At 38.2% G+C, this 25693-nt stretch carries 22 protein-coding genes; 1 reads left to right on the forward strand and 21 read right to left on the reverse strand.

Features of this window, described 5'->3' with window-relative positions; all coding sequences use genetic code 11:
- The 4 genes from B2X72_RS23155 to B2X72_RS23170 form a co-directional block, all read right to left on the reverse strand.
- Positions 1–369: SDR family oxidoreductase (locus B2X72_RS23155; protein WP_286851623.1), on the reverse strand; the 369-nt coding region annotated here is incomplete at its 3' end.
- A gap of 6 nt (positions 370–375) precedes the next feature.
- Positions 376–930, reverse strand: a complete 555-nt coding sequence (gene rfbC / locus B2X72_RS23160) for a dTDP-4-dehydrorhamnose 3,5-epimerase (RefSeq protein WP_286851624.1) — start codon at positions 928–930, stop codon at positions 376–378.
- Between the two features lie 2 nt (positions 931–932).
- On the reverse strand, positions 933–1988 hold the full coding sequence (gene rfbB, locus B2X72_RS23165; protein WP_286851626.1) for a dTDP-glucose 4,6-dehydratase: 1056 nt from the start codon (positions 1986–1988) through the stop codon (positions 933–935).
- 138 nt (positions 1989–2126) lie between these two features.
- Positions 2127–4127 (reverse strand): polysaccharide biosynthesis protein, encoded by a 2001-nt coding sequence (locus tag B2X72_RS23170; RefSeq protein ID WP_286851628.1) that lies wholly within the window; start codon positions 4125–4127, stop codon positions 2127–2129.
- 477 nt (positions 4128–4604) lie between these two features.
- Here B2X72_RS23170 and B2X72_RS23175 point away from each other — a divergent pair, with 477 nt between their 5' ends.
- Positions 4605–5399 (forward strand): tyrosine-protein phosphatase, encoded by a 795-nt coding sequence (locus tag B2X72_RS23175; protein ID WP_088159935.1) that lies wholly within the window; start codon positions 4605–4607, stop codon positions 5397–5399.
- A 27-nt stretch (positions 5400–5426) separates the two neighbouring features.
- Here B2X72_RS23175 and B2X72_RS23180 read toward each other — a convergent pair whose 3' ends face one another.
- The 17 genes from B2X72_RS23180 to B2X72_RS23260 form a co-directional block, all read right to left on the reverse strand.
- Complete coding sequence (locus tag B2X72_RS23180) at positions 5427–6371, reverse strand: UDP-glucuronic acid decarboxylase family protein (protein ID WP_286851630.1); 945 nt, start codon at positions 6369–6371, stop codon at positions 5427–5429.
- A gap of 20 nt (positions 6372–6391) precedes the next feature.
- Positions 6392–7522 (reverse strand): hybrid sensor histidine kinase/response regulator, encoded by a 1131-nt coding sequence (locus B2X72_RS23185; protein ID WP_286851632.1) that lies wholly within the window; start codon positions 7520–7522, stop codon positions 6392–6394.
- 122 nt (positions 7523–7644) lie between these two features.
- Positions 7645–8703 carry an endonuclease/exonuclease/phosphatase family protein gene (locus B2X72_RS23190; protein WP_286851634.1) on the reverse strand — a complete coding sequence of 353 codons (1059 nt, stop codon included), beginning with the start codon at positions 8701–8703 and terminating at the stop codon, positions 7645–7647.
- A 10-nt stretch (positions 8704–8713) separates the two neighbouring features.
- A complete protein-coding gene (locus B2X72_RS23195) occupies positions 8714–10534 on the reverse strand; it encodes a PAS domain-containing sensor histidine kinase (protein WP_286851636.1) in 1821 nt (606 codons plus the stop codon).
- Between the two features lie 10 nt (positions 10535–10544).
- Positions 10545–11732, reverse strand: a complete 1188-nt coding sequence (locus B2X72_RS23200) for a glycosyltransferase family 2 protein (protein ID WP_286851638.1) — start codon at positions 11730–11732, stop codon at positions 10545–10547.
- Between the two features lie 18 nt (positions 11733–11750).
- Positions 11751–12620: a glycosyltransferase family 2 protein gene (locus B2X72_RS23205; protein WP_286851640.1), complete on the reverse strand. Its 870-nt coding sequence runs from the start codon at positions 12618–12620 to the stop codon at positions 11751–11753.
- 6 nt (positions 12621–12626) lie between these two features.
- Positions 12627–13784, reverse strand: a complete 1158-nt coding sequence (locus tag B2X72_RS23210; RefSeq protein WP_286851642.1) for a glycosyltransferase family 4 protein — start codon at positions 13782–13784, stop codon at positions 12627–12629.
- Positions 13785–13789: 5 nt separating this feature from the next.
- A complete protein-coding gene (locus B2X72_RS23215; protein ID WP_286851644.1) occupies positions 13790–14935 on the reverse strand; it encodes a glycosyltransferase family 4 protein in 1146 nt (381 codons plus the stop codon).
- Between the two features lie 4 nt (positions 14936–14939).
- Positions 14940–15845 (reverse strand): SP_1767 family glycosyltransferase, encoded by a 906-nt coding sequence (locus tag B2X72_RS23220; protein ID WP_286851646.1) that lies wholly within the window; start codon positions 15843–15845, stop codon positions 14940–14942.
- A complete protein-coding gene (locus B2X72_RS23225) occupies positions 15845–16972 on the reverse strand; it encodes a hypothetical protein (protein WP_286851648.1) in 1128 nt (375 codons plus the stop codon). Before B2X72_RS23225 ends, B2X72_RS23220 begins: the two co-directional genes overlap by 1 nt.
- A gap of 13 nt (positions 16973–16985) precedes the next feature.
- Entirely contained in the window at positions 16986–18428 is a 1443-nt protein-coding gene (locus B2X72_RS23230) for a lipopolysaccharide biosynthesis protein (RefSeq protein ID WP_286851650.1), read from the reverse strand.
- On the reverse strand, positions 18428–19366 hold the full coding sequence (locus B2X72_RS23235; protein WP_286851651.1) for a glycosyltransferase: 939 nt from the start codon (positions 19364–19366) through the stop codon (positions 18428–18430). Before B2X72_RS23235 ends, B2X72_RS23230 begins: the two co-directional genes overlap by 1 nt.
- Positions 19359–19976, reverse strand: coding sequence for an acyltransferase (locus tag B2X72_RS23240; RefSeq protein WP_286851653.1), 618 nt, complete (start codon positions 19974–19976; stop codon positions 19359–19361). The genes B2X72_RS23235 and B2X72_RS23240 overlap by 8 nt, the downstream gene beginning before the upstream one ends.
- A gap of 34 nt (positions 19977–20010) precedes the next feature.
- The gene (locus B2X72_RS23245; RefSeq protein ID WP_286851655.1) at positions 20011–21192 is read right to left on the reverse strand and encodes a glycosyltransferase family 2 protein; all 1182 of its coding nucleotides are present in this window, start codon (positions 21190–21192) and stop codon (positions 20011–20013) included.
- 12 nt (positions 21193–21204) lie between these two features.
- On the reverse strand, positions 21205–22122 hold the full coding sequence (locus B2X72_RS23250; RefSeq protein ID WP_286851657.1) for a glycosyltransferase family 2 protein: 918 nt from the start codon (positions 22120–22122) through the stop codon (positions 21205–21207).
- Positions 22100–23533, reverse strand: coding sequence for an O-antigen ligase family protein (locus tag B2X72_RS23255; RefSeq protein ID WP_286851659.1), 1434 nt, complete (start codon positions 23531–23533; stop codon positions 22100–22102). Before B2X72_RS23255 ends, B2X72_RS23250 begins: the two co-directional genes overlap by 23 nt.
- Positions 23534–23550: 17 nt before the next feature.
- Positions 23551–25602 (reverse strand): hypothetical protein, encoded by a 2052-nt coding sequence (locus B2X72_RS23260; RefSeq protein ID WP_286851661.1) that lies wholly within the window; start codon positions 25600–25602, stop codon positions 23551–23553.
- Positions 25603–25693: the final 91 nt, after the last annotated feature.

Below are 25693 nucleotides of genomic sequence, written 5' to 3' on the forward strand. Positions count from 1 at the left end.
GATGGGGGCGGTTTCTGCAGTTTCTGTTAAAGCAGAAGCAGAAGATCCATCAAAAACATAATCTGTCGAAATATTGATTAGGCGTGTACCATGCAGATGGCAGTATTGCGCGATCTCTTCACAAGATACGTGGTTCACCAAATCAGCATTTACCTGATCCTCCTCAGCCTTATCGACAGCCGTATAAGCCCCTGCATGAATAATAAGATCTGGCTCATACATCGCCAAGATTTGCTGTATGATTTGAATTTGATCCAATGGTAATTGTTTTCGATCCAAAAAATAACACTCCTTTTCGATATTATCCAGCAAAAGATCTTTTAGCTCTGAGCCAAGTTGTCCTGAGGCTCCTGTTATAACAATCCGCATCCCGTTTTAAATTAGTTTCGAACGCAACTCTTCAAAGGATTGTGCCTCCTGATCTTTTTGTGAGAGAATCATTCGTTCGCTAGGAATCTGCCAGTCCACGGCCAAATCCAGATCCAATGGATTTACCCCATCTTCTGACTCTTTATGATAGTTGTTGTCACATTTATAGAAAAAGACCGCATGTTCGGACAATACAGAAAAGCCATGCAAAAAGCCTCTAGGCACAAATAATTGTTTTTTATTTTCAGCAGAAAGTTCAACGCCAATATATTGTCCAAAGGTAGGTGATCCTGGACGAACATCAACAGCGACATCCCATACGCTACCTTCAACAACACGGACCAATTTTGCCTGCGCATGCTCACCGCCTTGCAAATGTAGACCACGCACGACACCAAACTGTGATTTGGATTGATTATCCTGTACAAAGTGTGGTGTATAACCGAGAATCGCCTTTAGTTTCGTTTCATTAAATGACTCAAAAAAATAACCTCTTTCATCTTCAAATACGGTCGGTTCAAGTATAAAACAGCCCTTTAATTTAGTTTCCGTATACGTCATTCTTATGCATCTTTATATTGATTGTCGTAATATTTTTTATAATCCCCAGAAGTTACGTGTTCCAACCACTCCTGATTGGATAAGAACCAGTCTATCGTCCGAGATAAGCCCTCTTCAAAAGTTACTGATGGCTTCCATCCCAACTCCTTATTGATCTTCGTTGCATCAATAGCATAACGTAAATCATGTCCCGGTCTATCTTTCACAAAAGTTATCAACTGTGCCGAGGAGCCTTTTTCACGCCCCAGTTTCTCATCCATTTGTTTGCAAAGCTCCTTGATCAGGTCTATATTTTGCCACTCATTAAATCCACCAACATTATAGGAATCCCCATTTTTACCTTCGTGAAAAACAAGATCGATGGCTTTAGCATGATCGATTACATATAGCCAATCGCGGGTATATTTTCCATCACCATAAACAGGGAGTGATTTATTATTCAAAATATTATGAATGCATAACGGAATCAATTTCTCGGGGAAATGATTCGGCCCATAATTGTTGGAGCAATTTGTCAAAACAATGGGCAAGCCGTAGGTATCGTGGTAAGCCCGCACAAAATGATCAGAACTTGCTTTGGAAGCTGAATACGGTGAGTGCGGATCATATTTTGTTTCTTCCGTAAAAAAACCCGTATCACCGAGCGCGCCAAACACCTCATCTGTTGACACGTGATGAAAACGTTTTCCTTCCAAATTATCCTTCCAGATTATCCGGGCGGCGTTCAATAAATTGACCGTTCCAATTACGTTGGTCATGACGAAAGCCATTGGGTCGACAATTGAGCGGTCGACATGGGACTCCGCCGCCAAATGGATAATACCATCGGGCTGATATTCTTGAAAAATTGCCGAGACAACCTGCTGATCGGTAATATCCGCCTTAACAAAGGTATAATTAGGCAAATGTTCGATATCTTTTAAATTCTCCAGATTACCAGCATAAGTCAAAGCGTCCAGATTAACAATCTGATATTCGGGATACTTTAACACAAACTCACGTACCACATGTGAGCCTATAAAGCCAGCTCCACCCGTAATTAAAATTGTTTTATTCATATATTAACTATAGACTTGTTTAGACCATTGGTCTACGAATGATGAATGCATCAAATAATTCGCTAAAATACAAAAAAAACCTTCCATAAGAAGGCCTTTCATTTCTTTATATTGTTAATTATATAAAAACTTTTCTGCTTATAATACATTCTTTACTAAAGAATAAACTGGCACCTCTGCCGGCGTCCCATCCAGCATTTCTATTTCTTCCTTCCCCTCCTGTGTATCCAGCACTTCATATTCTGAATTTTGAGATTTAAACTCTGGAACAATCTGTTTCATTCCGGCGACAAGCGTCATAAAATCTGGCAGTTGGGTGTCCGCATCCAAGATTTGCTGACAGATCGCATTAATGCGCTGCGCTTTAAGGGACAATTCATCGTGATTTACTTTTGCGATCATGATCTTTGGATGGTGTGTCTTCACTGTATTCTCATTGTTCGCCAACAGTTCTTCATAAATTTTCTCACCCGGACGTAATCCAACAATCTTGATATCAATATCTTCAGGGTAACGGTAGCCTTTCAATTTAATCATGCGTTTAGCCAGATCAATAATCTTAACAGATTTCCCCATATCGAATACAAAAATCTCGCCTCCTTTTCCCATCACACCGGCCTCCTGAACCAATTGACACGCTTCGGGTATCGTCATAAAGAAACGGGTAATTTCAGGATGGGTCAGGGTTAGCGGTCCCCCTTCTGCCATTTGCTTCTCAAAAAGCGGAATCACAGAACCGTTTGAACCAAGCACATTTCCAAATCGGGTAATAATAAAACTCGTATTGGATTTACCGCTGCAGCTGCTCACATAAATTTCTGCCATACGTTTGGTTGCTCCCATAACATTGGTTGGGTTAACAGCCTTATCCGTAGACACCATGACCATCTTTTTAGTTCCATATTGCATACAGAGATCCGCCACATTTTTGCTACCCAATACATTTGTCTGAATAGACTCGTACGGGTTTGCCTCCATTAAAGGAACATGCTTATAAGCTGCTGCATGAAATACCAAATCGGGCTTGTATTGCGCAAATATCTGCTGCATAAAGGCATAGTTACGCACATCACCTACCACGCAGTGCATCTGCTCAGGTTGTGTTGCCTTAATCGATTGTTGAATATCATATAGCGCCGACTCGGCTTGATCTAACAGAATCAACGTCTTATAACGACGTCTAGCGATCTGGCGGGCCAGCTCCGAACCGATAGATCCAGCAGCACCGGTAACCAGGATTACTTTTCCTTGCATCTCTTCTTCGATCTCGGGGTGATCCAATTTGATTGGCTTGCGTCCCAATAAATCTTCAATCTTCAATGGCCTGATTTCACGTTTGGCACCTGAATTAAGTAAAATCCGGGCCGAAGGCATAATCTTCAATTCCAGTCCAATATTTTGGAACCAATCCGACACATATTCCAAACGCTCGGGATCGTTGTTTTCAACAGCAATAATAACTTGGGAAATCTGATTTTTTTCAACAAATTCTTTTGATATTTCTGTAATATCACGAATTTTCAATCCTGCAAGACGCTTGCCAATACGCGAGATCTTATCTTCCACAAAAGCGACAACCTGATATTTGATACGCTGATCTTCTTTTAACAAGGAATAAGAAACCAAACCTGGGCGTGAAGCCCCGAAAATCAATACATTTTCACCTTTCCTGCCAGGTAGAAAAATATATTCATAAATAGTCCGATAGATGACACGTGCACCAACCATGATCACTAGCAAAATTGTGGCCTGCATAGTCAACACACCATAGGACAATCTAAGATAATCTCCGGCCAAAGTTCCTTTGTCAAAAACGGCTTTGATGATGAAGGTTAAAACCATTACTATGAGATAGGCAGACCCTACCGTCTTAAATATTTTAATGGTATCCCGAATGCCTGTCTGCCGAACAATACCTCGAAAGGTATCATAACATAAAAACATCAAAAGATAGACTGGCAATATAACAACAACTTTTTTCAACATCAATGCAATATCAAATACACCCTTGAAGTTGTTGACCACATAATTAGAAAATACGTAGCTTGCAAATACAAACCACATATCAATCATTAAAATGACCCATCTTGGATTGTCCTTTCTCAGGCGCTTTCTTAAATCTCCCAGAGAACCCATCATAGCTTTTTGTCTTAATTAATTAAAATGTTACTGACCGTGTCTGCGACAAACGAACACGATCTGATATGGCTTTATTATAATATTTTATATTGGAGATGCAAGATAGTTAAATTTTTACACCTAAAATATTTCTTTGATAAAATATCATTAAAAAAGGACCCTATTCATTCGATCAGTTTATCACCGTGGACTAAGCAACTATTATACCGAAACTGTTACATTGAAAAAAATTAGCATTAAAATATTATAATTAAGAGTACAGGCTAATAAAAGAACAATTTGTTAACATCAACTTTCGAAACAATTTAATGGATAATATAGCTCTGAAGATACTAACGTCATTATTGGCATATTGTTTGCACTAAATAACAAATAGTCATGGAAAGGAATTAAAATTTTACATCTCCGCTTAATATAGACTGAAACGCCGCTCCTTAACTGAACTATTATGTACAACATCATTAATTAATTTACATCATGGGATTTTTTAGCAACCTGTTTGGGAAAAAGACTTCATCCATTCGATCTTTGGCACAGTTGGAATTTCTAGAAGTAGACATGCACAATCATCTTTTACCTGGCATTGACGATGGAAGTAGTTCTGTCCAACAATCATTGCATTATATCCAAGAACTTCAACGCTTAGGCCTTAAAAAGTTTATCTGCACGCCACATATCATGTCGGGTGTACATCAAAACACCAAGTTTAGTATTGAAAATTCGAGAGATTCGCTTATCGATGGACTAAAAAAATCGGGTAAAGATGTTGATATCTTTGGGGCGGCAGAACACATGATTGACGAAAATCTTCCTTTATTGATCAGAGAAAATGAGCTATGTGTGATGCCAGGCGGTTACGTTTTGATTGAGATGTCTTATCTATCCGAATCGAAAGCATTGTTTCATACCATTTTAGAGATCCAAAAATTAGGATATAAGCCAATTCTAGCCCATCCGGAGCGATATAATTATTACCACAGTAATTTTAATATTTATAAACAGATCAAAGATGCAGGCTGTTTACTGCAGCTAAATCTACTTTCTTTGAGTCGATACTATGGCGTCGATGTGAAAGCCATTGCCATGACCCTCTTGAAATCAGGTATGTATGATTTTGTAGGAACCGACCTCCACCATCAACGTCATCTTGACGCGCTGAAAAATATCGTTGAGAAATATCCTATCCGTGAGATGTTGAAAACTTCGCCCATCTTAAATGAAACACTTCTTGATCATATCAATCAACATAAAGCCCAAGTTATTGCTGGTTAAGTAATCGTAACGGATGCAAAACTTCCCTTATAAAAGTGTCTTAAAATACGCTATTGTCTTGGAGAGTCCTTCTTCAAGTTGAACTGTGGGACTCCAGTCTAAGCTTTTCTTAGCAAGCTCAATATCTGGCTTCCTTTGCTGCGGATCGTCTTGGGGTAAAGGCAAAAATTTAATTTTTGATTGTGATCCCGTTTGCAAGATAACCTGCTCCGCCAATTGCAAAATAGTAAATTCATTGGGATTACCGATATTGAGGGGTCCGATAAAAGACTTATCTGTAGCCATCATTCGGATCATTCCTTCCACCAAGTCATCTACGTACTGGAAACTGCGGGTCTGATTTCCTTCACCATAAATAGTAATATCTTTATTTTGTAAAGCTTGCATAATAAAGTTAGATACTACCCGTCCATCCTGGGGATGCATGCGTGGGCCATAGGTGTTAAATATCCGAACGATCTTTATCGCCACATGATGTTGTCGGTGATAATCCATAAAAAGTGTTTCTGCGCATCGCTTTACCTCATCATAGCAGGATCGAATACCGACAGGATTAACATTTCCCCAATAGCTCTCATACTGCGGATGAACCTGTGGGTCGCCATACACTTCACTAGTAGAAGCCTGTAGAATACGAGCATTCACCCGCTTGGCAAGACCAAGCATGTTGATAGCACCCATAACCGAAGTTTTGATGGTTTTAATCGGATTATACTGATAATGAACAGGACTTGCTGGACAGGCCAGATTATATATTTCGTCAACCTCAGCTAAAAAAGGTACCGTTACGTCATGCCGTACAAGCTCGAAATAGGGATTATGCAACAGATGAACAAGATTCGATTTATCCCCTGTAAAGAAATTGTCCATACAGATAACTTCATTCCCATCCTTGAGTAAACGTTCACACAGATGAGAACCTATAAACCCAGCTCCACCTGAGACTAGTATTCTTTTTTTTAGGTTATACATAAATTTATAATATCAAATTTTTAGTGATTATCTATGGTATGCTCGAGCGGCACACAAAAGCCAAAACGGGATCCTCGATTTTCTTCCGACTCAAAAAAGAATGTTCCACCACCACGCTGGATAAAATGATAAACTATCCACAAACCTAAGCCTTTACCTTTCTCACGCATAGGAGTGATCTTACCCTCCTCCTTCATTTGATCCAATAGCTGACGCTGCGCATCCACACTCATTCCTACACCAGTATCAATAAATTCGACCATAGCATCATCCCCATCGCGAGATAAATTGAGCTTGATCAGGGAATTTTCGTGACTGAACTTCACAGCATTGATCAAAAGATTTCTTAATATACTTTTCATAATATCTGCATCAAAAAAGATCTGCAAACCTGGTTGTAATGTTAATTTTATTTCAATATTTTTCAATTTAGCTGTTGGTTGAAGTGTCTCCACCACACCTTTAATCATTTCATCAATCTCAATTTCCTGTGGCATATAGCTTAACACGCCCAGGCTATTTTTAGTCCATTTGAGCAAATTGTCCAAGACACTAAAAAGCTGTTCGGCAATATCATTACCTGTATTGACCATATTTCCATATCCGGTATTACGTTCTTCAGCACTCATGGTCAAAATATTTAAGATCATTTTGAGTGAAGAAATCGGACTTCGTAGATCATGTGCCAGAATAGCATACATGCTATCGCGGTTTAATATCGCTTCCTGAAGCTGTGCTGTCTGCATTGCAATTGTATGGCCCGATTCAATAAGCTTGATTTGATGTTTGATGCGCTGAAGTAATTCCTTTTTATTGAAAGGCTTCGGAATATAATCTACACCGCCACTATCAAATCCACGCACAACATCATCCGGAGATTTTAAGTTCGTAATAAATAAAACTGGAATATGCTTATACAGCTCCATGGATTTCAGTTCCTTGGTGAGATCAAATCCGTTCGTATTCCCCATCATGACATCCATTAAAATAAGATCTATCCTCTGCTGTTGCAAATTTTCAAATGCCCCTTTAGCACCGGAAGCAGTGAATACGTTGAAGTGCTCACGTTCTAAAATCTCTTTTAAGACAAAAAGATTAAGCTCAGAATCCTCTACGATCAGAATATTATACATTGAAAAATCGATTTCCATAGATCATTATTAGCTTGTTTAGACAATGCCTAAAAGGATGTTATTCCTTTTATAAAATTCATAAATCAATATTACAGGAATAATTGCTTCGATAATTTGTGTAGCAAAAATGTTATCTAACATCAATTTATTTTAAAATCAACCAATACAGGAAGATGATCACTATAGTCAACATTTCCTGTTCTGTAATTTATAGCCCGAATTTCGTCTCCAGAAAAGAATACAAAGTCAATGCGAAAGAGTTTCATTAAATTACTGTAAGTATATCCATACCCGTTACCTGCTTCGCGAAACGCATCCTTCAAATTTCCTTTAATTTTATGATAACTATATGAATTGGGACTATTGTTGAAATCTCCGCACATAAGCATCGGAAAAGGAGATTTATCCATCACGCTTTTTAGATGATCTGCCTGAGGGCCTCTTAATCTAAAATTTCTCGATAAGGTATTGAGAGCACCCAGCCAATTTGCCTTTCTGTTTTCCGCAGGAATTAGATCTCCTTTTACCTGATTCCAATTTGTTGTCTGCAGGTGGCAGTTGCCGATCCGAATTTTATGTTTCTTATAAGAGAGATCTGCAAAGATCGCACAGTTAGGGCGTTCATCAAATGAAATGGTCTGTACCGAGTCCAGCGGAAATTTACTTAAAATAGCAAGTTGATTCTGCCCTGATTTGCTCCCTGTCATTATGAAATATTGAAACTGGCCAAATGACTGCTTGAGTTCCGACACGGAACAGTCGGCCGGAACTTCCTGTAAACAGAGTGTATTTATATGTTGTGATTCGATATAAGCTGCGATCTGCTCCATAGATGATAGATTATAAACCATTTTAAACTCACGAACATTATAGGTCGCTACACGTATATCCGTTGTTTCCTCCCATTGCTCCGGATTGTTTTGAACGATTTTTGTAAAATAATGAAAGTTGGCCAATATTGCTATGAACGGGCAAATACTATACCAACTATGTTTATACAATCCAATAATTAAAAATACGAGATTACAGCATAAAAGGGCAGGCAATAAGACACCGACCCACTGAAAGAAAACGGTCGTCTGCGGCGGTATATACAAGGCCAAAAACGAAAATGAAGTGACGAGTGCGACCAATACAACAATGCATATCATCAATAATACCGAGATCTTGATCGGTTTATACGCTAGTTCTTCTGCCATATAGCAAAATTTATACTTGCTTGCCAATAGGCAAAATTATAATAAAAGTAGTGCCTTGTCCTAATTCCGACTCTACCGTTATCTCTCCATTCATCTGCTCAACAATACCTTTACAAATTGCCAGTCCCAACCCCGTACCCTTATCTAGCGGATTAATTTTATAAAACCTATTGAAGATCAATTCTTGATTTTCCTTGGCTATGCCTATACCATTATCCTTTACATAAAACTCTATATGATCATCGCTTAGTGTGTAACCAACATGGACAGCACCTTCTGGCGGTGTAAATTTTAAGCTATTATTAATAAGATTGACCAGGACCTGAATGACCCGCCCACGATCCAGCCAAACCACTAAATCCCTTTCGGGAATGTCAAAAATTATCGCTGGCTGCTCATCATTTGGCAGAAAACTCAATGATAATTCATTCAGTATTCCTTTGAGAGAAACATCTGAATTCTTTAGCCTGACTTTCCCTGCATCCATCTGCGACATCTCCAATACATCCGTTATCAACCGCAACAACTGATTACTATTTACATTAAGGAGCTCTCCATATTCCCTTCTCAATTCAGGATCTGTTGTTTCTGCAATAATACCTCCAAATCCAATGATTGCACTGAGAGGTGTCCTAATTTCATGGTTCATATTGGAGATAAAGGCAGATTTTAACCGCTCAGATTCTTCAGCAGCTTCTTTTGAACGCAATAGTTGTTCTTCATAGCGCAACTGATCCGAGATATCCCGCTTGATGACCCAGACAATATCCTCACCATTGCCATTTTTGATCATCAGAGCACTGCATTCTGAGCCGATAATATCCAATTCCGGATATAGGGTATCACAGCGGTATTGATAATAACCCGAAGCAGAAATGATTTTTTGCACCGATAAATCCCAAGCTTCTTGTGTGGTGAACTCACGCAGACATTCAAAGATCTTTAAGTCAGTTATATCTTCCTGTTCATTCAGACCATTTTGCTTCCGGCATGCTTTATTTGCAAAAGCCATATTACCATTTTTATGACATGCAAAAATACTATAGGGTGCATTATCAACTACCGCAAGCACCATTTCAAGTTCATTTCTATTTTTAATGAAATCACTTACATTTTGCGAAAAACCTTCTATTATACATACATTGTTTTCAAGGCGTTTGGCATATTTTGTCGCCCGCACATAGGTGATGGGAACATCAGATTGCTTTATACGGTATTCAAATGTACTATTCTCTATGGAATCATTATGTAGAAATGCCTCCATTCCTTTTCTGTCATCTGGATGGACATAAGTCAGTAACTCCGCCAAAGTGATCTTCTCAGGTGCTTCCAGATTTCTTTTGTGTAAATTAGAATAACCATTATGTATTAATTCTTGACGCTGTAGATCATAAGTCCAATGCCCAATCATGGCGACCTTTCCCACCTCAAGTTGTGCGGTAAGAGCCGATTTAAGACGGTACTTCATGTTACTGCGCTGCGTAATATCCCGATATTGGCAAAGCAGATGTTCTTCGTCAAATTTATGAATGACGAACTTAAAATAGTACATTTGTTCGTCTGTGGGCAGGTCATAGTTTACATTCGAAGTCTCTCCTGTATGACGGCAAAAGGCAAGTTCCCGCTTAATAAGAGTCGATGTAGGCTGGGGAAATAGCGACAAAATATGTTGACCGATTACATCAATATTTGGATTTAAAATTGGATTATTTGTTTTCATAATCGCGTCCACGCAGATATTATCATTATTGATTAATAATAATGTATCGCAGGTTATATTCAATACTTTTTCCAAGTATCCTAAATCATGTAATATTTTTTTCTCCGTCATATTTTTAAAACTATTTCCTTTGAGATTTCTCCCAGCCACCGATAAAACCTCTATTAAATAAGTAGTAAATACCCCGTATCACATTCATGTTCATAAACAGAAAGTAGTATGGGATATAAAATACTTTGTAACTATTCGGATCATCCTTCGTCGAATAACCTAAAACAGCACAAATATAGAAAAGGCATTGAAGCCAGAAAATGACATTAAATACATTTAGCAATGATGAACTCCAATATCCAAGAACTGCAGACAAAGGTAAAAGTGCGAATAGGGCAAAAGGAGTAATGGACCATCGTAACACGCGATGTGATATGTATTGAAAACTCAGCTTCCCAAATTTAAATCCATTTAGTAAAGGCAACAGTCTTCCAATCGACTGCCAGCCCCCCGCAGCAATACGTCTTTTTCTTTTTCCTTCCTCCTCCATATTCAGCGAACCATGTTCGACTGCATAAGCGTCCGCAGTGTATGCAATACGGTAGCCTTTTTGTGCGATTCGCATTGACAGCATAAAATCATCCAACAGAGTATCTTCTTCCATTGGAGCAAATAAATCCGTACGTAAAGCAAACAATTCTCCAGCGGCACCGACAGCAGAATAAAATTCAAAGTCTAGCTTTTTCAAGAGAGATTCATATTTCCAATACGCTCCTTCCCCTTTTGACGAAACTGTATCATCATCATTAAAAGCAACTCTTTTCTCTCCGGAAACACAACCGATCGATGGTTCGTAAAATTGGCGCGCAATAATCTTCAACGCATCTGCATTGAGTAAACAATTCGCATCACTAAAGACCACAATTGGAGTTCTCACATTTTCCATACCATGATTAACGGCGGCTGTCTTACCTTTCCTTAAGGGCGAACTAATAATTTCGACCATGGGGTACTGTTTTAACAACTCATGACTATGGTCGGTGCTTCCATCAATAACCCAAAGAATTTTTAATTTATCTGGAGGATAATCGAGTTCGAGGCAATTCAGCATTTTCTCCGGGATGACTGCAGACTCATTATAGGCTGTAATAAACAAAGTTAAAACAGGCAAGTGATCTTCTGCCGCATTTTGATCGTCCATCTGAACATTATTCGGATATCGGAATAATTTGGCCAATATAAAAATTACTACCGCGTAACCGATATAAGTATATAGCACCAACAAGAGGGCACTCCAAAAGACAATATGCAAACTCATCTGTACTAAATAGATAACCTATTTTCTTTTATCACTGTTAATCAAATTCGAATCTTCGTCCCTATAGCTATCCGACTTGGAAAAAACTAACATTAAATTCTTAAACGCTTTTTTACAACGAACTTTAAAACTGTTAAATAAAGATCCGTCTGCTGCAAGTGTTCCATAGCCCGTTATTGCTTTCGCTTTTCTATTATGGACAAAAACAATCCGACCAAATTTTTTTAGTCCCAAGGCGAGGGATCCGTCTTCTCCCCGTATGATATCAGTCCGGATTCCAACCCTTTGAGCTAATGCTGTATGATAAGCAAACACCAAACCCCGAACACTAAGTTCTGGCCTGTTTATCGATTGGATGAACAGAAAAATGTCGCGTACACGCTCATAAATCCATAGTGAAAATCGGCTATGAGTCTTATCTGGAATATAACCCCAGGAAGCGCTTGCTGCCACTACACCTTGTCGTTCTAATGCGCTTACCATTACATCCACATATCCGCATGGATAAAGGGTGTCGGCATCGATATTAAGATGATACTTCCCTTGGGCATGATTCAATCCACATTGCCTCGCAAACCCACAGCCGCTTTGTTTCTCATTATAATATCGAATTCCTGCTTTCTTAAAAATTTCCTCCGTTTTATCCATTGAATTATTATTTATACCGATAATTTCAATAGGGTACCGCGATTTAAGATCACTTAATGACCATAAGCAAGCCCATAAGTTCTTATCTTCATTATAAGCGATAACAGCTACAGTTACTAAAGGCTCATTCGCTTCAAATCTTTTGAGCTGTTCCACAATCGTATTGATTGTAGACTGAGATACTTGATCCGGCTGCACCTGATAAACAGATAAATACTTCCTATACCATTCGTTATTCATAGCTAATCATTCTACTGGTCGTATAGATTCGAAAAGTTGCTGCCACTGTTTTGCTATATTTTCCAAATCAAACTTTCTCACATCATTTCTAGCATTTTTTCCCATTTCTTTTCTGCGTGCATCGTCTTCAATAAGTAGACAAATTCCGTCTGCCAACTGTTTAATATTACCATTTTCTACCAGTAATCCATTCTGCCCATCAACGATAATATCACGGGGACCACATGGACACATAAAAGACACGGGCGGAACACCATAAGCCATTGTTTCTCCCAAAACCAGTGGGAATCCCTCATATCTTGACGATAAAACAAAGATTGAACTATCATCATATTTTTCAGCTATTGAAGCAGTTCCATTTTCTAAAAAGCAACTTCCCGACAGCCCCAACTCTTTTACCATCGACAAATACATCGCCTTATCCCCCCCCCCATAGATTTTTAATATCCATTCCGGATGCTTTTTCGACACCATTTCCCAAGCACTAATCAGTAAATCAAATCCCTTTTGATAAGTCATTCTTCCAACTGCAATTACTTGTTTATTATTGAGTAGAGCAGCTTTATCAGGATAGAAAGATAAGGGATTGGAAATAACCGAAATATTGTTAAGTTCATGCCAATATCCTGCATCCTCATTCGTTAGCACGACAAAAGCCGATAGCTTTCGCAGATTCTTGATGAGTTGTCCCTGCCACAATTTTGATATTCCTCTCTGCATAAAGCCAGGAAATCTTTTATCTGTAAACTGACGATAGACTAACCTATTAAAATGTAATTCGCCAACTTTCAAACTGCCGTCTTTTAAATCATTGATAAAATTGATGTCCCGTCTCAATAACGATACAGTAATATCGGGCTTTATAAGACATAATTGTTCTCCAAGTCTCGCTTTAAACAGTCGTTGCTTTTTCCGATAGCTTAAGGTTCGCTTCAATAAAGGTAGAGAAAATATACCGTCAAAGTTGATATCGAGGTGATGCAATTTTATTTTCTCATCTAAAGGATAATAGGGCTCTGATCCTTTTCCGTCAGTGACAAAAATATGAATTTCATAATCAAATTTTTTGACGAAATAGTTTACCTTTGCTGTGAGCACCCTTTCCATGCCACTAGGGTAAAACAGGCCTGGAATAATGTAAGCAAGCTTAAGTTTCCTTTTCATATTGTTTAATCACCTTTCGTATTTTTCCTAAAAGATTCAAATAGTTCTTTCCATTGCGCTGCGATATTTTCCATATGAAATCGAGCACTATTTAGCTGTGCTCTTCCTCCCATTTCCTTTCTCAGCAGATCGTCTTTTATCAAGCTACATATTCTTTTGGCCATCTCCTTAACATTTCCATTTTCCACTAAAAATCCGTCTATACCATCCCGAATTATTTCACTTGGCCCTGACGGGCAATCAAATGCAATACTAGGTAATCCACATGCCATGGCCTCAACCAATACCATACCAAAGCCCTCATACCGTGAAGATAGCACAAAAATAGAGCTATCACAATATTTCTCTTCAATCACCGTGGTACTGGGCTTTAATTTGCAACGCTCGGTTAAGTTAAGACGATCGATCTGATCTTGTAGCTCAACGGGATTACCGTCGCCATAGATTTTTAAGACCCAATCGGGATAACTAGCATTCACGATAGACCAAGCCTCTATTAACAAGTCAAATCCTTTCTGAGGAACATATCTCCCAACCGCAATAACTTGCTTCGCTTGGCAAGTAGATACACCTTTAGGTCTTAAAACTAAAGGGTTAGGTATCACGTGCACGTTTGAAAGCTCTGGCCAAAAACTCTTTTCCTGAGCCGTGAGAAAAACGACAGCATCCATCAACTTTAATTTTTTGAGTCTGACACGGTCTTTTCTTTCCCGTAAAAAGCGGCTCATTCCTTTCGGAAAATTGGGATGATAAAAATCCTTCGTTACATGCAACTCTGCCACCTTAATACTACCATCCTTCAGCAGTGGTAAAAAATTGATTTCCCTTCTAATTGTAGAAATTACGATATCGGGCATCTCCTGTTCAAGGATTTTTAGAAATCGATTTTTAAACTTTCGGTAACGAGAAGGGAAACGAAATAACTTAAGCAAGGGCGACTGATCAAATGGATAGTCAATACAAACATTTAAATCGATGTGTTTCACATTTTCCGAAAGCGGAAAAAAGCTGGGCTTATTTAGCTGCTCCGATGTCACCAAAATAACTTGCGCATCCGGCAGATGATTGGCAAAATAATTTGCCTTAAAAACGATAATCCGCTCCAATCCACCAGAAGTATACAATGAAGGTAAATAATACAAAATTTTCATCTTCTCAAAACAGCTTTTTTAAAATCTGACGTTGATAAAGATCTTCGTCATGTATCACAACCTGATCACCGCCAATCACTTCATTGACATATTTAGACTTTATATTAACTTTATGTTTAGCTCCCATCATTAACCATTCATATTCAATATCAATATGCCCGACATCTATAGCCTGATAACCCAATTTGCACAGGTCATAAGCCAATACAGTCGCTGTGGGGCCCAAAGCGATTAAGATTAGACTATTTTTTGCTAATTTACACGCTTCCTGAAGGATCACATCATACTGATCAAATGCGCCCTTGGACCGGCATAAGATTCGCCCAACACTTTCTACATTATCAAAAAGATCATTACCTATGCCTAAGCGACTCTTTTCTCCCTCTATAAATACGATATCACGCTTGCTCCAAATTTGTTTTAACAGGCTAAACCAGTAGACAGATTTTTTCCGGTCGCTGAAATCAATATAGGGCCTTGTAATAAAAGTATTTCCATACCTCTTTCCTTTCTTAAGATATTTATCCCATAAATCGCCATACAAATAAAAATGTGCCCGCCAAAAACGACGCGCCCGCCTATTGTATCTATCTAGGTCAACAAATGCATCCGAGATACACACGATGTGGTTTGTAAGATCACTTGTTAGTACCTCAGCCAATCTTTTAGAAAGCTCACCGTCATCATGCTGAAAACGTATTCCCTCTCCACCAATCAAGAGCATTTCACCGTCGCCAAACCGACTAACTGAAGACTTCTCGGAAATAATATGCTCAATAGTTTCTTCAATTGTCATAACCAATGGCTTCACACGCTGTTCCCTTCCTGTTAGAAGTTCCAACATGTTATACCATTCTATAATCACATTATAGCGAAACTTATCTTTAAATTTATGTAGGAATGATAGCATTAGCTTAAATTTAAATGATCAATAACTTTTTTCATTTGATTGCGCCAAGATAATTCATAAACATCATTTCTGATGCTCAATGGCTCCCAATCTACGGACGAACAATAAGATACAATCTGTTCGATATCAATAGGAGATTCATCTGGTTTGGCCTTCAATACATAAGGCTTATCTTCGAAATCAGAATCGATTTCTGAATACATAAAAGGTATCCCTCTCGCAGCATACTCCCTTGTCTTTAATGTTCTAATAAATGTTATCCCACTACGATGTCTTGCAAGACTTCCGATAGCGAAATCAGCTTGGTCAAACATTAAATCGAGCTTCTTACCCCATAGCGCACCATGCAGGAAAACATACTCCTGTACTCCCGCCGCTTCGATAGCCGAAAATATTTCATTTTGTTCCCTTGATCCACTCAGATTTCCAACGATGTTGAAGATGACCTTGCACGCCGGATTTCCCCTATAATATATCCCTAAACCTTTTATAACCCGATCAAATCCATGCCAGAAATGGATTTCCGCTACCCCTAGCAAATGAATCTCAGACTCCTCATGATTTTTTTTAACGCGCAAGGGAAGTTCATCCAAATCAATACCATTAGAAATTTTGATAGTTTTTGCACCGAAAATTTCTTCCTCTTCGGTAAATGTTACAATACCATCTAATACAGAAGCCATAGCTTTTCTAAAAAAACGATCGGGCACCTGCATTATCTTGTCTATCAAACGAATATATTCTTGATCATAAGGATAGGTCGGAATTTCCATGACGACTTTCGCACCAGTTTGCCTAAATTTTCGCACGGCGTTAATCAAAAAAGGACTCGAATTATGATAAGAACGCATGTATATCAGATCAAACCGTTCACTTGATACATAAGCAGTTAATCCCCAAAAATCCCATCGCTTTCTTGATTTGGCCCAGGGCCCTTTCCCCAAATCAGCAATAATTTCGCCATCTACAAGCCATGCACGATGCCCACTGTCCAATACTTCGTAGTAACATAGTTTGACCTCAGCCCCACATTGCCGGAGACCTTTAACCTGTCCAAATATCTTTTTACTAATACCATTATGGGCACTAAAGCCATGAAAGACTAGAAATAAAACTTTTAGTTCCATATGCTCCATATCTCTAATTATTCCTCTTTAAATATAACGCTATATAAGACCTATATCCAGCAAACCAAACAAAAGCGATAAAAAAAAGAGAAGATACAACGATCTTGACAAACAGTTTATACCAGACAATTTCAGTCCTCAAAAATATTCCACACATATACAGCAGAAACGTCAACAATAAACCCGCCATAACTGGCTTTGCCAAAAGATAAAAAAAGCAAAGAAAGTTTCTGTTAAAGACCTTTGTATACATGATGGCATAAGTAAAGACAAATGTGATACAATTTGTTATGACAAGACATCCAGCGACTACGGAAATAGATTCAAAATAAAAAATCCCCAGCAATATACCACATACATTCAACAAGGCCGAAAGTAATCCGGAGAAAAACAAATATTTAGTATCTCCAGTGGTTTGAAAAATCGCCCCTGATGAGGACAGAATAAGCTGTAGCCCCACATTAAGGCTCAGGATCTGAAATACAGGAACTGCAGGCCCCCATTGCGCTCCAAAAAATAGGTAAATCAGATCTTCGGCCGCAAAGTAAAGAAAGCTTGCAAGCGGAAATCCAATTAAAGCCAATAGTGCGATGAGTTGTTCCGTCGCAGCGATTAGCTTCATTTTATCCTCTTTTTTTAGACTCAATATGGGATGTATCACCGGTGTAATAACTTGTGTAATATTTTGCAGTGGTAGCGACATCAATTGATAGGCTTTATCATAATAACCCAAGATATTGATTCCTAGATATCTTCCGATAAGCAATGTGTCCGAATTTTTACTAAAATAATTTACGATGTTGAATAGAAATTGAAAGGTAGAATAGCGCAAAATTGGCCGAATTGTATTTAAGGATATCCTCAATTTAAAAGGCAATGGAAAATGCACATAGGAAACGATAAAAAGAAGTATACTATACAGAATGGGATTAATTAGGAGCGCATATATACCAGCACCATACAACGCAGCACTTATTGACACTGCCCCTAGGACAATCTGAATAATAAAGCTTCTGAGAGCAATAAATTTGAACATTCTTTCCCGATAAAATAAGGCATTGGGTATTACCGAGCTTGCTGTAAAGAATAGGCCAATCGCCAATAGCCTGATTATATTTCGAAGCAAAGGCTGCCCATAATAGCCGGCTATCAACGGAGCAATCAATACAAGCATTAATGCCAGTATAAATCCTAAATAACAAGAAATAGAAAACAGATTACCGAGTTCATCTTTAGTCAAATTTTTATATTGGATCACGGCCGGTAAAAGACCGATATCTGCAATCAAATTCAAAAAAGCTATAATAACCATCGCCAGAGCAATTACACCAAATTGCTCTGGCGACAAAAGCCGAGCAAGAACTGCAGTCACACCGAGGGAAATGACCAAGTTAGCATATTTTGCTATTGCGGTAAAAAAAACGCCTGATATAACCTGTTGCTTGGCATTTTCCATTAGCTCCCTGTATATTTTTTAAACAATAATACGAATAGTGTTTTTATCCTAACATATTTGCGCCAGCTTCTTAAAGATAAGATAAGAATATAAATTCGGTTTTTCCAGGGCATAGCGTAGGCTTTCCATACAGCAGCATTGATCATTTCGTTGAGATAAAGATCAACAACCTCCTTCACTTTAATATTTTCCTTTGCGTACGCCAACAATTTCGTTCCTATCATAAAATAGCTATTTATATTTTTCATCGAATAAGGAACCATCATAAAGGAACCAGCCCGCAGACGACGTATAAAAAAAGAGGCGGAAATATAGCGGGTTCTTTGGGCTTCCAAGAATAAAAATGATGTAAATAAATCATCTTCATGCACAATATTTTCGTTAAAGGTCAACTTTATCTTCCTTAAAAAGTTCAAATCTATAAAAAGCAGCCAGACAGGTGAAAAGAATTTACTAGACTTCAGCAGCTTTTCAAAGGTTACCGTTCCGGGCATAATTTTACTTTCTATACCTCTTCTTTTATAATTGAATTTTTCGACAAACGCTGCATTAAAGGCGCCATCATTTAAAGTTTCTGCATCAAAAAACACAAAATCCATCTGATCTCTCCTACAATATTCGTAACACGTATCCAAGGCATCTTTATGAAGAATGTCATCACTATCCATAAAATAAATAAAGTTTCCTTTTGCCTGAGATATCCCTACATTTCTTGCCGCTGACGCCCCTCGATTTACTTGTGAAATAACCCGCAATCTATGATCTTTCGAAGCCCATTGCTCCAAACGGGATAAGCTACCATCCGTAGAACCATCATTTATTACTAATAATTCAAAATTTTCAAAAGTTTGGTCCAATATACTCTTTACTGCGCGATCAATATATGCTTCAGTATTGAAAACTGGCATTACTACGGTTATTTTAGGATAATTATTCATGATTTCTAATCCATTTTTGTTGCTGATCGTCCCATTTTTTAACCACTTTAGCCGGATTTCCGACCACTACAGAAAAAGGTGGAACATCTTTGGTCACCACTGAGCCAGCACCCACAACGCAATGCTCCCCGATAGTAATTCCGGGTAATATAACTGCATTTGCTCCTATCCATACATTGTTGTTGATCTTTACTGGTGTGACTTCTATGCCCTGTTCTGCGATCGTTATATCAGTATTTTCATACCTGTGATTGAGCCCCGAAATTAATACATGTTGTCCTATTTGCACATAATCGCCAATCCATACAGGTCCTATTACTGTATTTCCAACGCCAATCCTCGAATGACTACCAATAATAAGATCGCCTACAGCATTGTTAATTAAGGAGTACGACTCCACCACAGTCCGAGCGCCGATTTGACATTTTCTAAATGGTACCAGATCTTTACGCACACTACAATAGATTACAGCACCAGGTCCTTTTTGAACATATAAAAACTGAAATAATCTGAGATACCATCTCGGACGCGTTCTTACAGGATGCATTAGCATCCCATGCAGCAATTGCTTTATGCGTGGAGAACGCATTATTTTTTCCTTTAGCCCCATATTAACTTTGATACTTTAGCAACATACTGTTCAATTAATCCTCTTTACTTGGCGCAGTACCATGTTTCGTATGGATAAAAGTCGACCGTCCCGAACGAAAATGGATTATACTGCTTACCATCGCTAAAAATATACGTGGCAAGGTAAATATTGCCAGAAACAATTGCTTCGTATACATTTTTTTTGGAATGGCCAAAGCTAAGCTCATCATATACAAAGTAATTAAAAAAAACCATTTTAGGGAAGAAATGTCGACGACAAAAAACGAAATCAACAAAAAGAGAGGAATAATACCAAGCATAATAATTCGCGGAGGCATAGACCACTGGAAAATTTTGTCGATTAAAGCCCAATTCCCGGACACAAGTGCATGTCGCGTCTGTTTAATCGCAAGACAGAAGATATCGATTTGTGAAGCGATCCAACGCCGACGTTGTTTCGAGAAATCTTCACTATATTGGATTTTTTCGTCTAAAATGACAACATCTTCCAAATATATCGTGTTTATGCGATCTAATAAGAGGAAATATTCTAAAAACTTATCTTCTCCCATCGATTTGATTGCTGCTATCCTTTGCTTAAACCAGTTAAAATCAAATGCCATACCCGAGCCAATCAACGCAGCAGGCAAACCAAGACGAGCATGTCCTAAACGAAAAATTGAATTATTAATTTCTTCGCTTACACCATCCAGAATTGCAGTCGCCGTTGTATTATTTTTAGCCGTACGATGGGTTTGTATAGCTTTCGCCCCAGAAGCAAAAGCATTATTCAGTTTGCTGAGAAAGTCAGGAAAAACAATATTGTCCGCGTCCATCACAACCACTACATCAAACAATTGTGTATCCAACCTAGACATTGCTGCTGTTAATGCTGCAGCTTTCGACCGCTGGCCTTCATCTGGATGAATAAGTGAAATACCCATTGCCCGAAGCTGATCGTTAGTACGATCTTCCATGGCGTCCGAAATAACTACGATTTCAAACTTATCAATAGGATAATTCTGTGCTTTAAAACGTGAAACGCTTTCCCTAATGACATTATCCTCTTTGTAAGCGGGAAATAATATGGCAAATCGCAGTGATGTAACGCTATCCGGGAAAATAATCTTTCTTCTTATTCGGGATGCGAACGCGAACAAAGCTACATAGCATACCCACAACGTGAATGCGAAGAAAAATAAAAAGTCAATGTACCAAAGGATTGTTATAAGCATAACAGGATATATTTATGGATGACTTACTACCATCAGCCAACGACAGGCAGACCAAACCCCTTTAACCATCGCCGCAGCCAGTTTGAACTTCAATTTAAACAAAAGTAAACACAAATGCATTGGAAAAGCCACCAAAATCAAATAACTAAGCGCTAGTAGGCGCACACTATTTTTTCTTTGCCTATAGGCAAAAATTATTCTATTTCGCGTGATATAATAGGTTTTAAGGGGACTACCGATTCCAGTAGAAGCGCTCTCTAGATGAACGATCTGGGCTGCAGGAAAATAAAATAATTGAAAACATTTGGTAATGCTATTCGACCAATCCAACTCTTCATAATACAAAAAGTAGCATGTAGGCATGTTGCCAATCTGTTCAATCACAGTCTTTGGAACAAACATAGCGGCACCATGAAAATAAGGAATCTGAACAATTTGATCGTATTGACCATGGTCTATTTCCCGATGGCCAATTTGTTTATTCCTGATCGTAATCGGAGTCAATGGAGTACTTCCTGCAAACTGAATTAAATTACGGGGTGTATGATACAATATTTTGGGAGAAAGCCCACCTACTTTTGGGTTCGCTTCGCAAAATGAAATCATGGATTGAATTTGTAAAGCAGCGTCTTTAGGTAATAAAGTATCGTTATTAATAAAATATAAATAATCGCCAGAAGCAATTTCCAGTCCTTTATTATTTCCGCCCGCAAATCCCAAATTTTTCGGCAAATGCGCTCCCTTCACCAAGGGATAACTGTGCCGAATCAATTGAAATTCGTCTGTATCCGAAGCGTTGTCAATAACAATGACTTCAAAACAAATGTTTCTGAGATTATCAAAGATTGTCTGCAACAGATTCATTGTATCAGGGGCACCATTAAAATTAACGGTAATAAATGAAACTTTAGGCTGAGATATTTGCTCCATTTTGTTCACTTTGTTGTAAATATGGGCACATCATCGCAATTGCCATTAAAATATAAATTGTCTCACCTGTTGGGAATTGATGCAATACTTCATTTCCATAACCGGCTAACATCATCCCTGCTATACCTGCCGCCGCAGCGCTACAAAATCCGCGAATCATGGAATCCTTTAACTTAAACCAAACAAGATAAAAGCAAATCGCCAAACACGAAATCCAAATCAACAAATAGAGTACCAACCCAATTATACCCGTCTCTACCCAGATAAAAACAAAAGAAGTATCTGTTGGAAGGCCATGTAAAAGATCTCCCTCGTTAGCATTCTTTGCGGCGCCCAAACCTAAACCAATCGGAAAATTACGCATAAATTTTTTCATTTTGGCCTGATTTTCCTTTCGTAAGTTAAAGGATGCATCCTCCTTAAATTGAAACGCTGTCCGCATCCTTCGAATGTCGGCGTTACTATTTCCAATAGTTGTTAGCGATAGGAAGCAAAAGACACCAATAAATAGCGTTGATCCTAATATCATGATTCGCCATTGTTTTAACAGCAGAATATAAAATGCATATCCAGCCATTGGAATTGCCATGGCAGAACGGGTGCCGGATATCAGCATACCGTACATCGCCAAAATAGTGACCGTAACGTACAAAATCCGCACACTTCTATTTTTCTCATAGAAAAACAAAATGGAAAAAACGACCATTCCAAGCCCCATATGGCAGCCAAAATTAGCAGCATCGGTAAAAAATGAAAAATAGCGGACACCGCTATAGATGAGATGCGTATGGGCTCCAAGTGTATAAAGCCAAATTCTTTCATCTGTGTCCAACCCGATAAATTTTTGCCCAATTGCCTTTAGAGCCGCTAGTAATACTAAAATCGCCCAAAAAATAAAAAAAGATCTGAGCTTCGATCTATCTTTAAAAATATAATAGATTAAAAATTGAAATAAACACAAATAAAGTGCCGTGCTCCGGATAGCAGCGATCCAGTTACCGAAGATACCATCCGGATTAAACACTTCAACCATACAGTAGGCCACCCAAGCTAAAGAGATAAAGAAGTACAATGGTATTTTCAGCTTAGCATTATAATTCCGATAAAGATGATTTAATGCGATTACAATAAAATTAAATAGGATCACAAGATCTACTAAAATACTCGGCGGCATGGGAATTCGTACATAGCGTAATATACCCATGACGAAAAAACATACAGCAAATAAGAAAAGAAAACTAACAAAAGGATTCCGAATACAAATAATTAAAAAACAAAGAAGAAAAGGTGCGAGTGCAATTCCAACACTAGGCAAGAGACCTCCGGATACGGCCAAAAAAGTAATCAGCGCACATCCTAAGACAGCTAATAGCTTTAAACCAATGTTATCAAAAAAAATTTCCTTCGCCATTTCCTTTTTGGTACCATTTAAGCTTTAGATGCAGTGATTCCCAATTGTGAAAATCTATATTCCAACTTTCTGAAGAAACTATAAGGTGGCAACATTCCCGTAAATGTCTCTGTAGCAAATCGATCCGCATTCATAAGACATATTAAAACAGGCACTGTCCCGCTTCGTTCAACGATCTCCTTAAATAATTCATCATCTTCCTCCTTCCATGCGGACTCTGCGTCCAACAACAATAGATTTACAGCTGCCTGAGAGAGGTAGAAAGGGGGGACAGGGATATCAAATGCATTTGTATGACCTACAAGTGTGAAATCATTTTCGTCAAGCTTGATTCGTTCCAAGAGGGTTGATTCGATCAAAAATTCACGAGATTTGGCATTAAAGTCTTTTCCCTCTTCCAGAATACCTACCTTAAGGCCGATCGTTTCCCATTCATCCCGAATATATTGCATGAGATTTCCACTATCAATCGTTTCATCTAACTTTAATACATTAATAAAATTAACAGCATTTCCTCGCTGATGGTAGTTGAACAACTGATTTGCCAAAGATTTTGATGCCATTCTTTTGGTCTGCTCGCTATATCGTCCCATTTTTTTATTCGGAAATGCGCCGACGGTATTTCCTTTTGTGACACGATCTGTTCGCTGCTTATCCCGTAAAGTTCGATCTAGCAATTCCAAGACCAAAATGCAACCTAGTAAAAACGCCAGGGTCGCAAAATAAGAACCTATAACCAACATTTTACGTTTGGTTGGCTTGGAGTTAAGTGGATAAGTTGCCGGATTGATTACTTTTAATGTGGCAGCACTCATCTCCAAGCTCTTTAGGCGAAGACGCGCAGCATTCAACCCTCCCAAAACGGAAAGATAGCTCTGTTCAGTAAAATTAATACCGCGTTCCTGACGTTTGAGTAATGAACCTATTGGGGAATAATGCGAGTACATTTTATCCAATTCACCTTTAAAATCATCCACTACTTTAATATCTGCTTGCGCCTGATCCAGTTTCAACAATTCGTCAACCCACAACGTCACATAATTTGCATTCGGATACCCGTTCTTTGTATATTTCTGGTTTGAATAATCCTGAATAAAGTTTCGGAAATCCCGCTCCTGATTTTTTAATTTCGATTTAAGATCTTGAAGTGTCGACGCTGAATTTTTGACCGTGTTTAATGAATCAGGCTGAGCGGATTCAATTTGTGAAATTGAATAATTTAAATCCGATATTTCATTCATTTTGGCCAAAAATTGAGAATTGCTTTTAATACTTTTAATGTTAGCATCTATTCCCGACTCTAATTGCGCTATACTCGCCTGCGCTCTGTTTCGTGCAGATAAGGCATCCTGTTTACGGATTTCATAATCTTTGTCCAAAATTGTAACAGCCTCGGTTTGTTTATCGTAATGAATTACACGGTTTTGCACATTGAATTTGGTAAGAGAATCCTCTTTCATAAATAAGTCTTTTCCAATGCGGGCCAGTTCCGCTTCGAAATACTTGATGACATTATTGGTATTGCTATATTGAAGAGTTTTATATTCGTCCCCAAAAACCTCACTCAGTATATGCAATGTTTGATAGGTGATGCCTGCATCATTATTTTCATAATAAACATGCAGAATATCGCTATTATCGATCTGTTTAATATCTATTTTGCTTAAAGCTCCATAACTAAAATAAGGATGATTCCAATTAAATAAGCCATAGACAAAATTTTTAGCATCCACCTTTTCATACCTTTTTAAATTTTCTACGGTACGTTCTTCGGATGTTTTATCGATTAATTTTCTGACAGCAGGTGGTGTAATAGCTAACAGTTGACGGAAATGAGCACTAGAAATATAAATATTGTCTTTCTCCGTATCCCCATTAATCATCGTTCTGGCGAATAGTTTTAAAGACACTACCCGCATAGTTTCTTTTGACCCAATGGTATTGATCACGTTTAACAATGAATTTTTAAGGATATTCCAGTCTTGCTTGCCATCTTGGCTAAGTTCAGTACCATTAGCAGAGATTATGCCTGTATAAATAGTCATATCTGATTCGTATTGTCTATTCATATTTCTGGTGAAATAAATAACAATGCCCATGACCATCAGTGGTAAAACAATTAACCACCATTTAAATCTATACAAAGATTTTATAATGTAA

Source organism: Sphingobacterium sp. UBA7253 (assembly GCF_002472745.1).
Classification (GTDB): Bacteria; Bacteroidota; Bacteroidia; order Sphingobacteriales; family Sphingobacteriaceae; genus Sphingobacterium; species Sphingobacterium siyangense.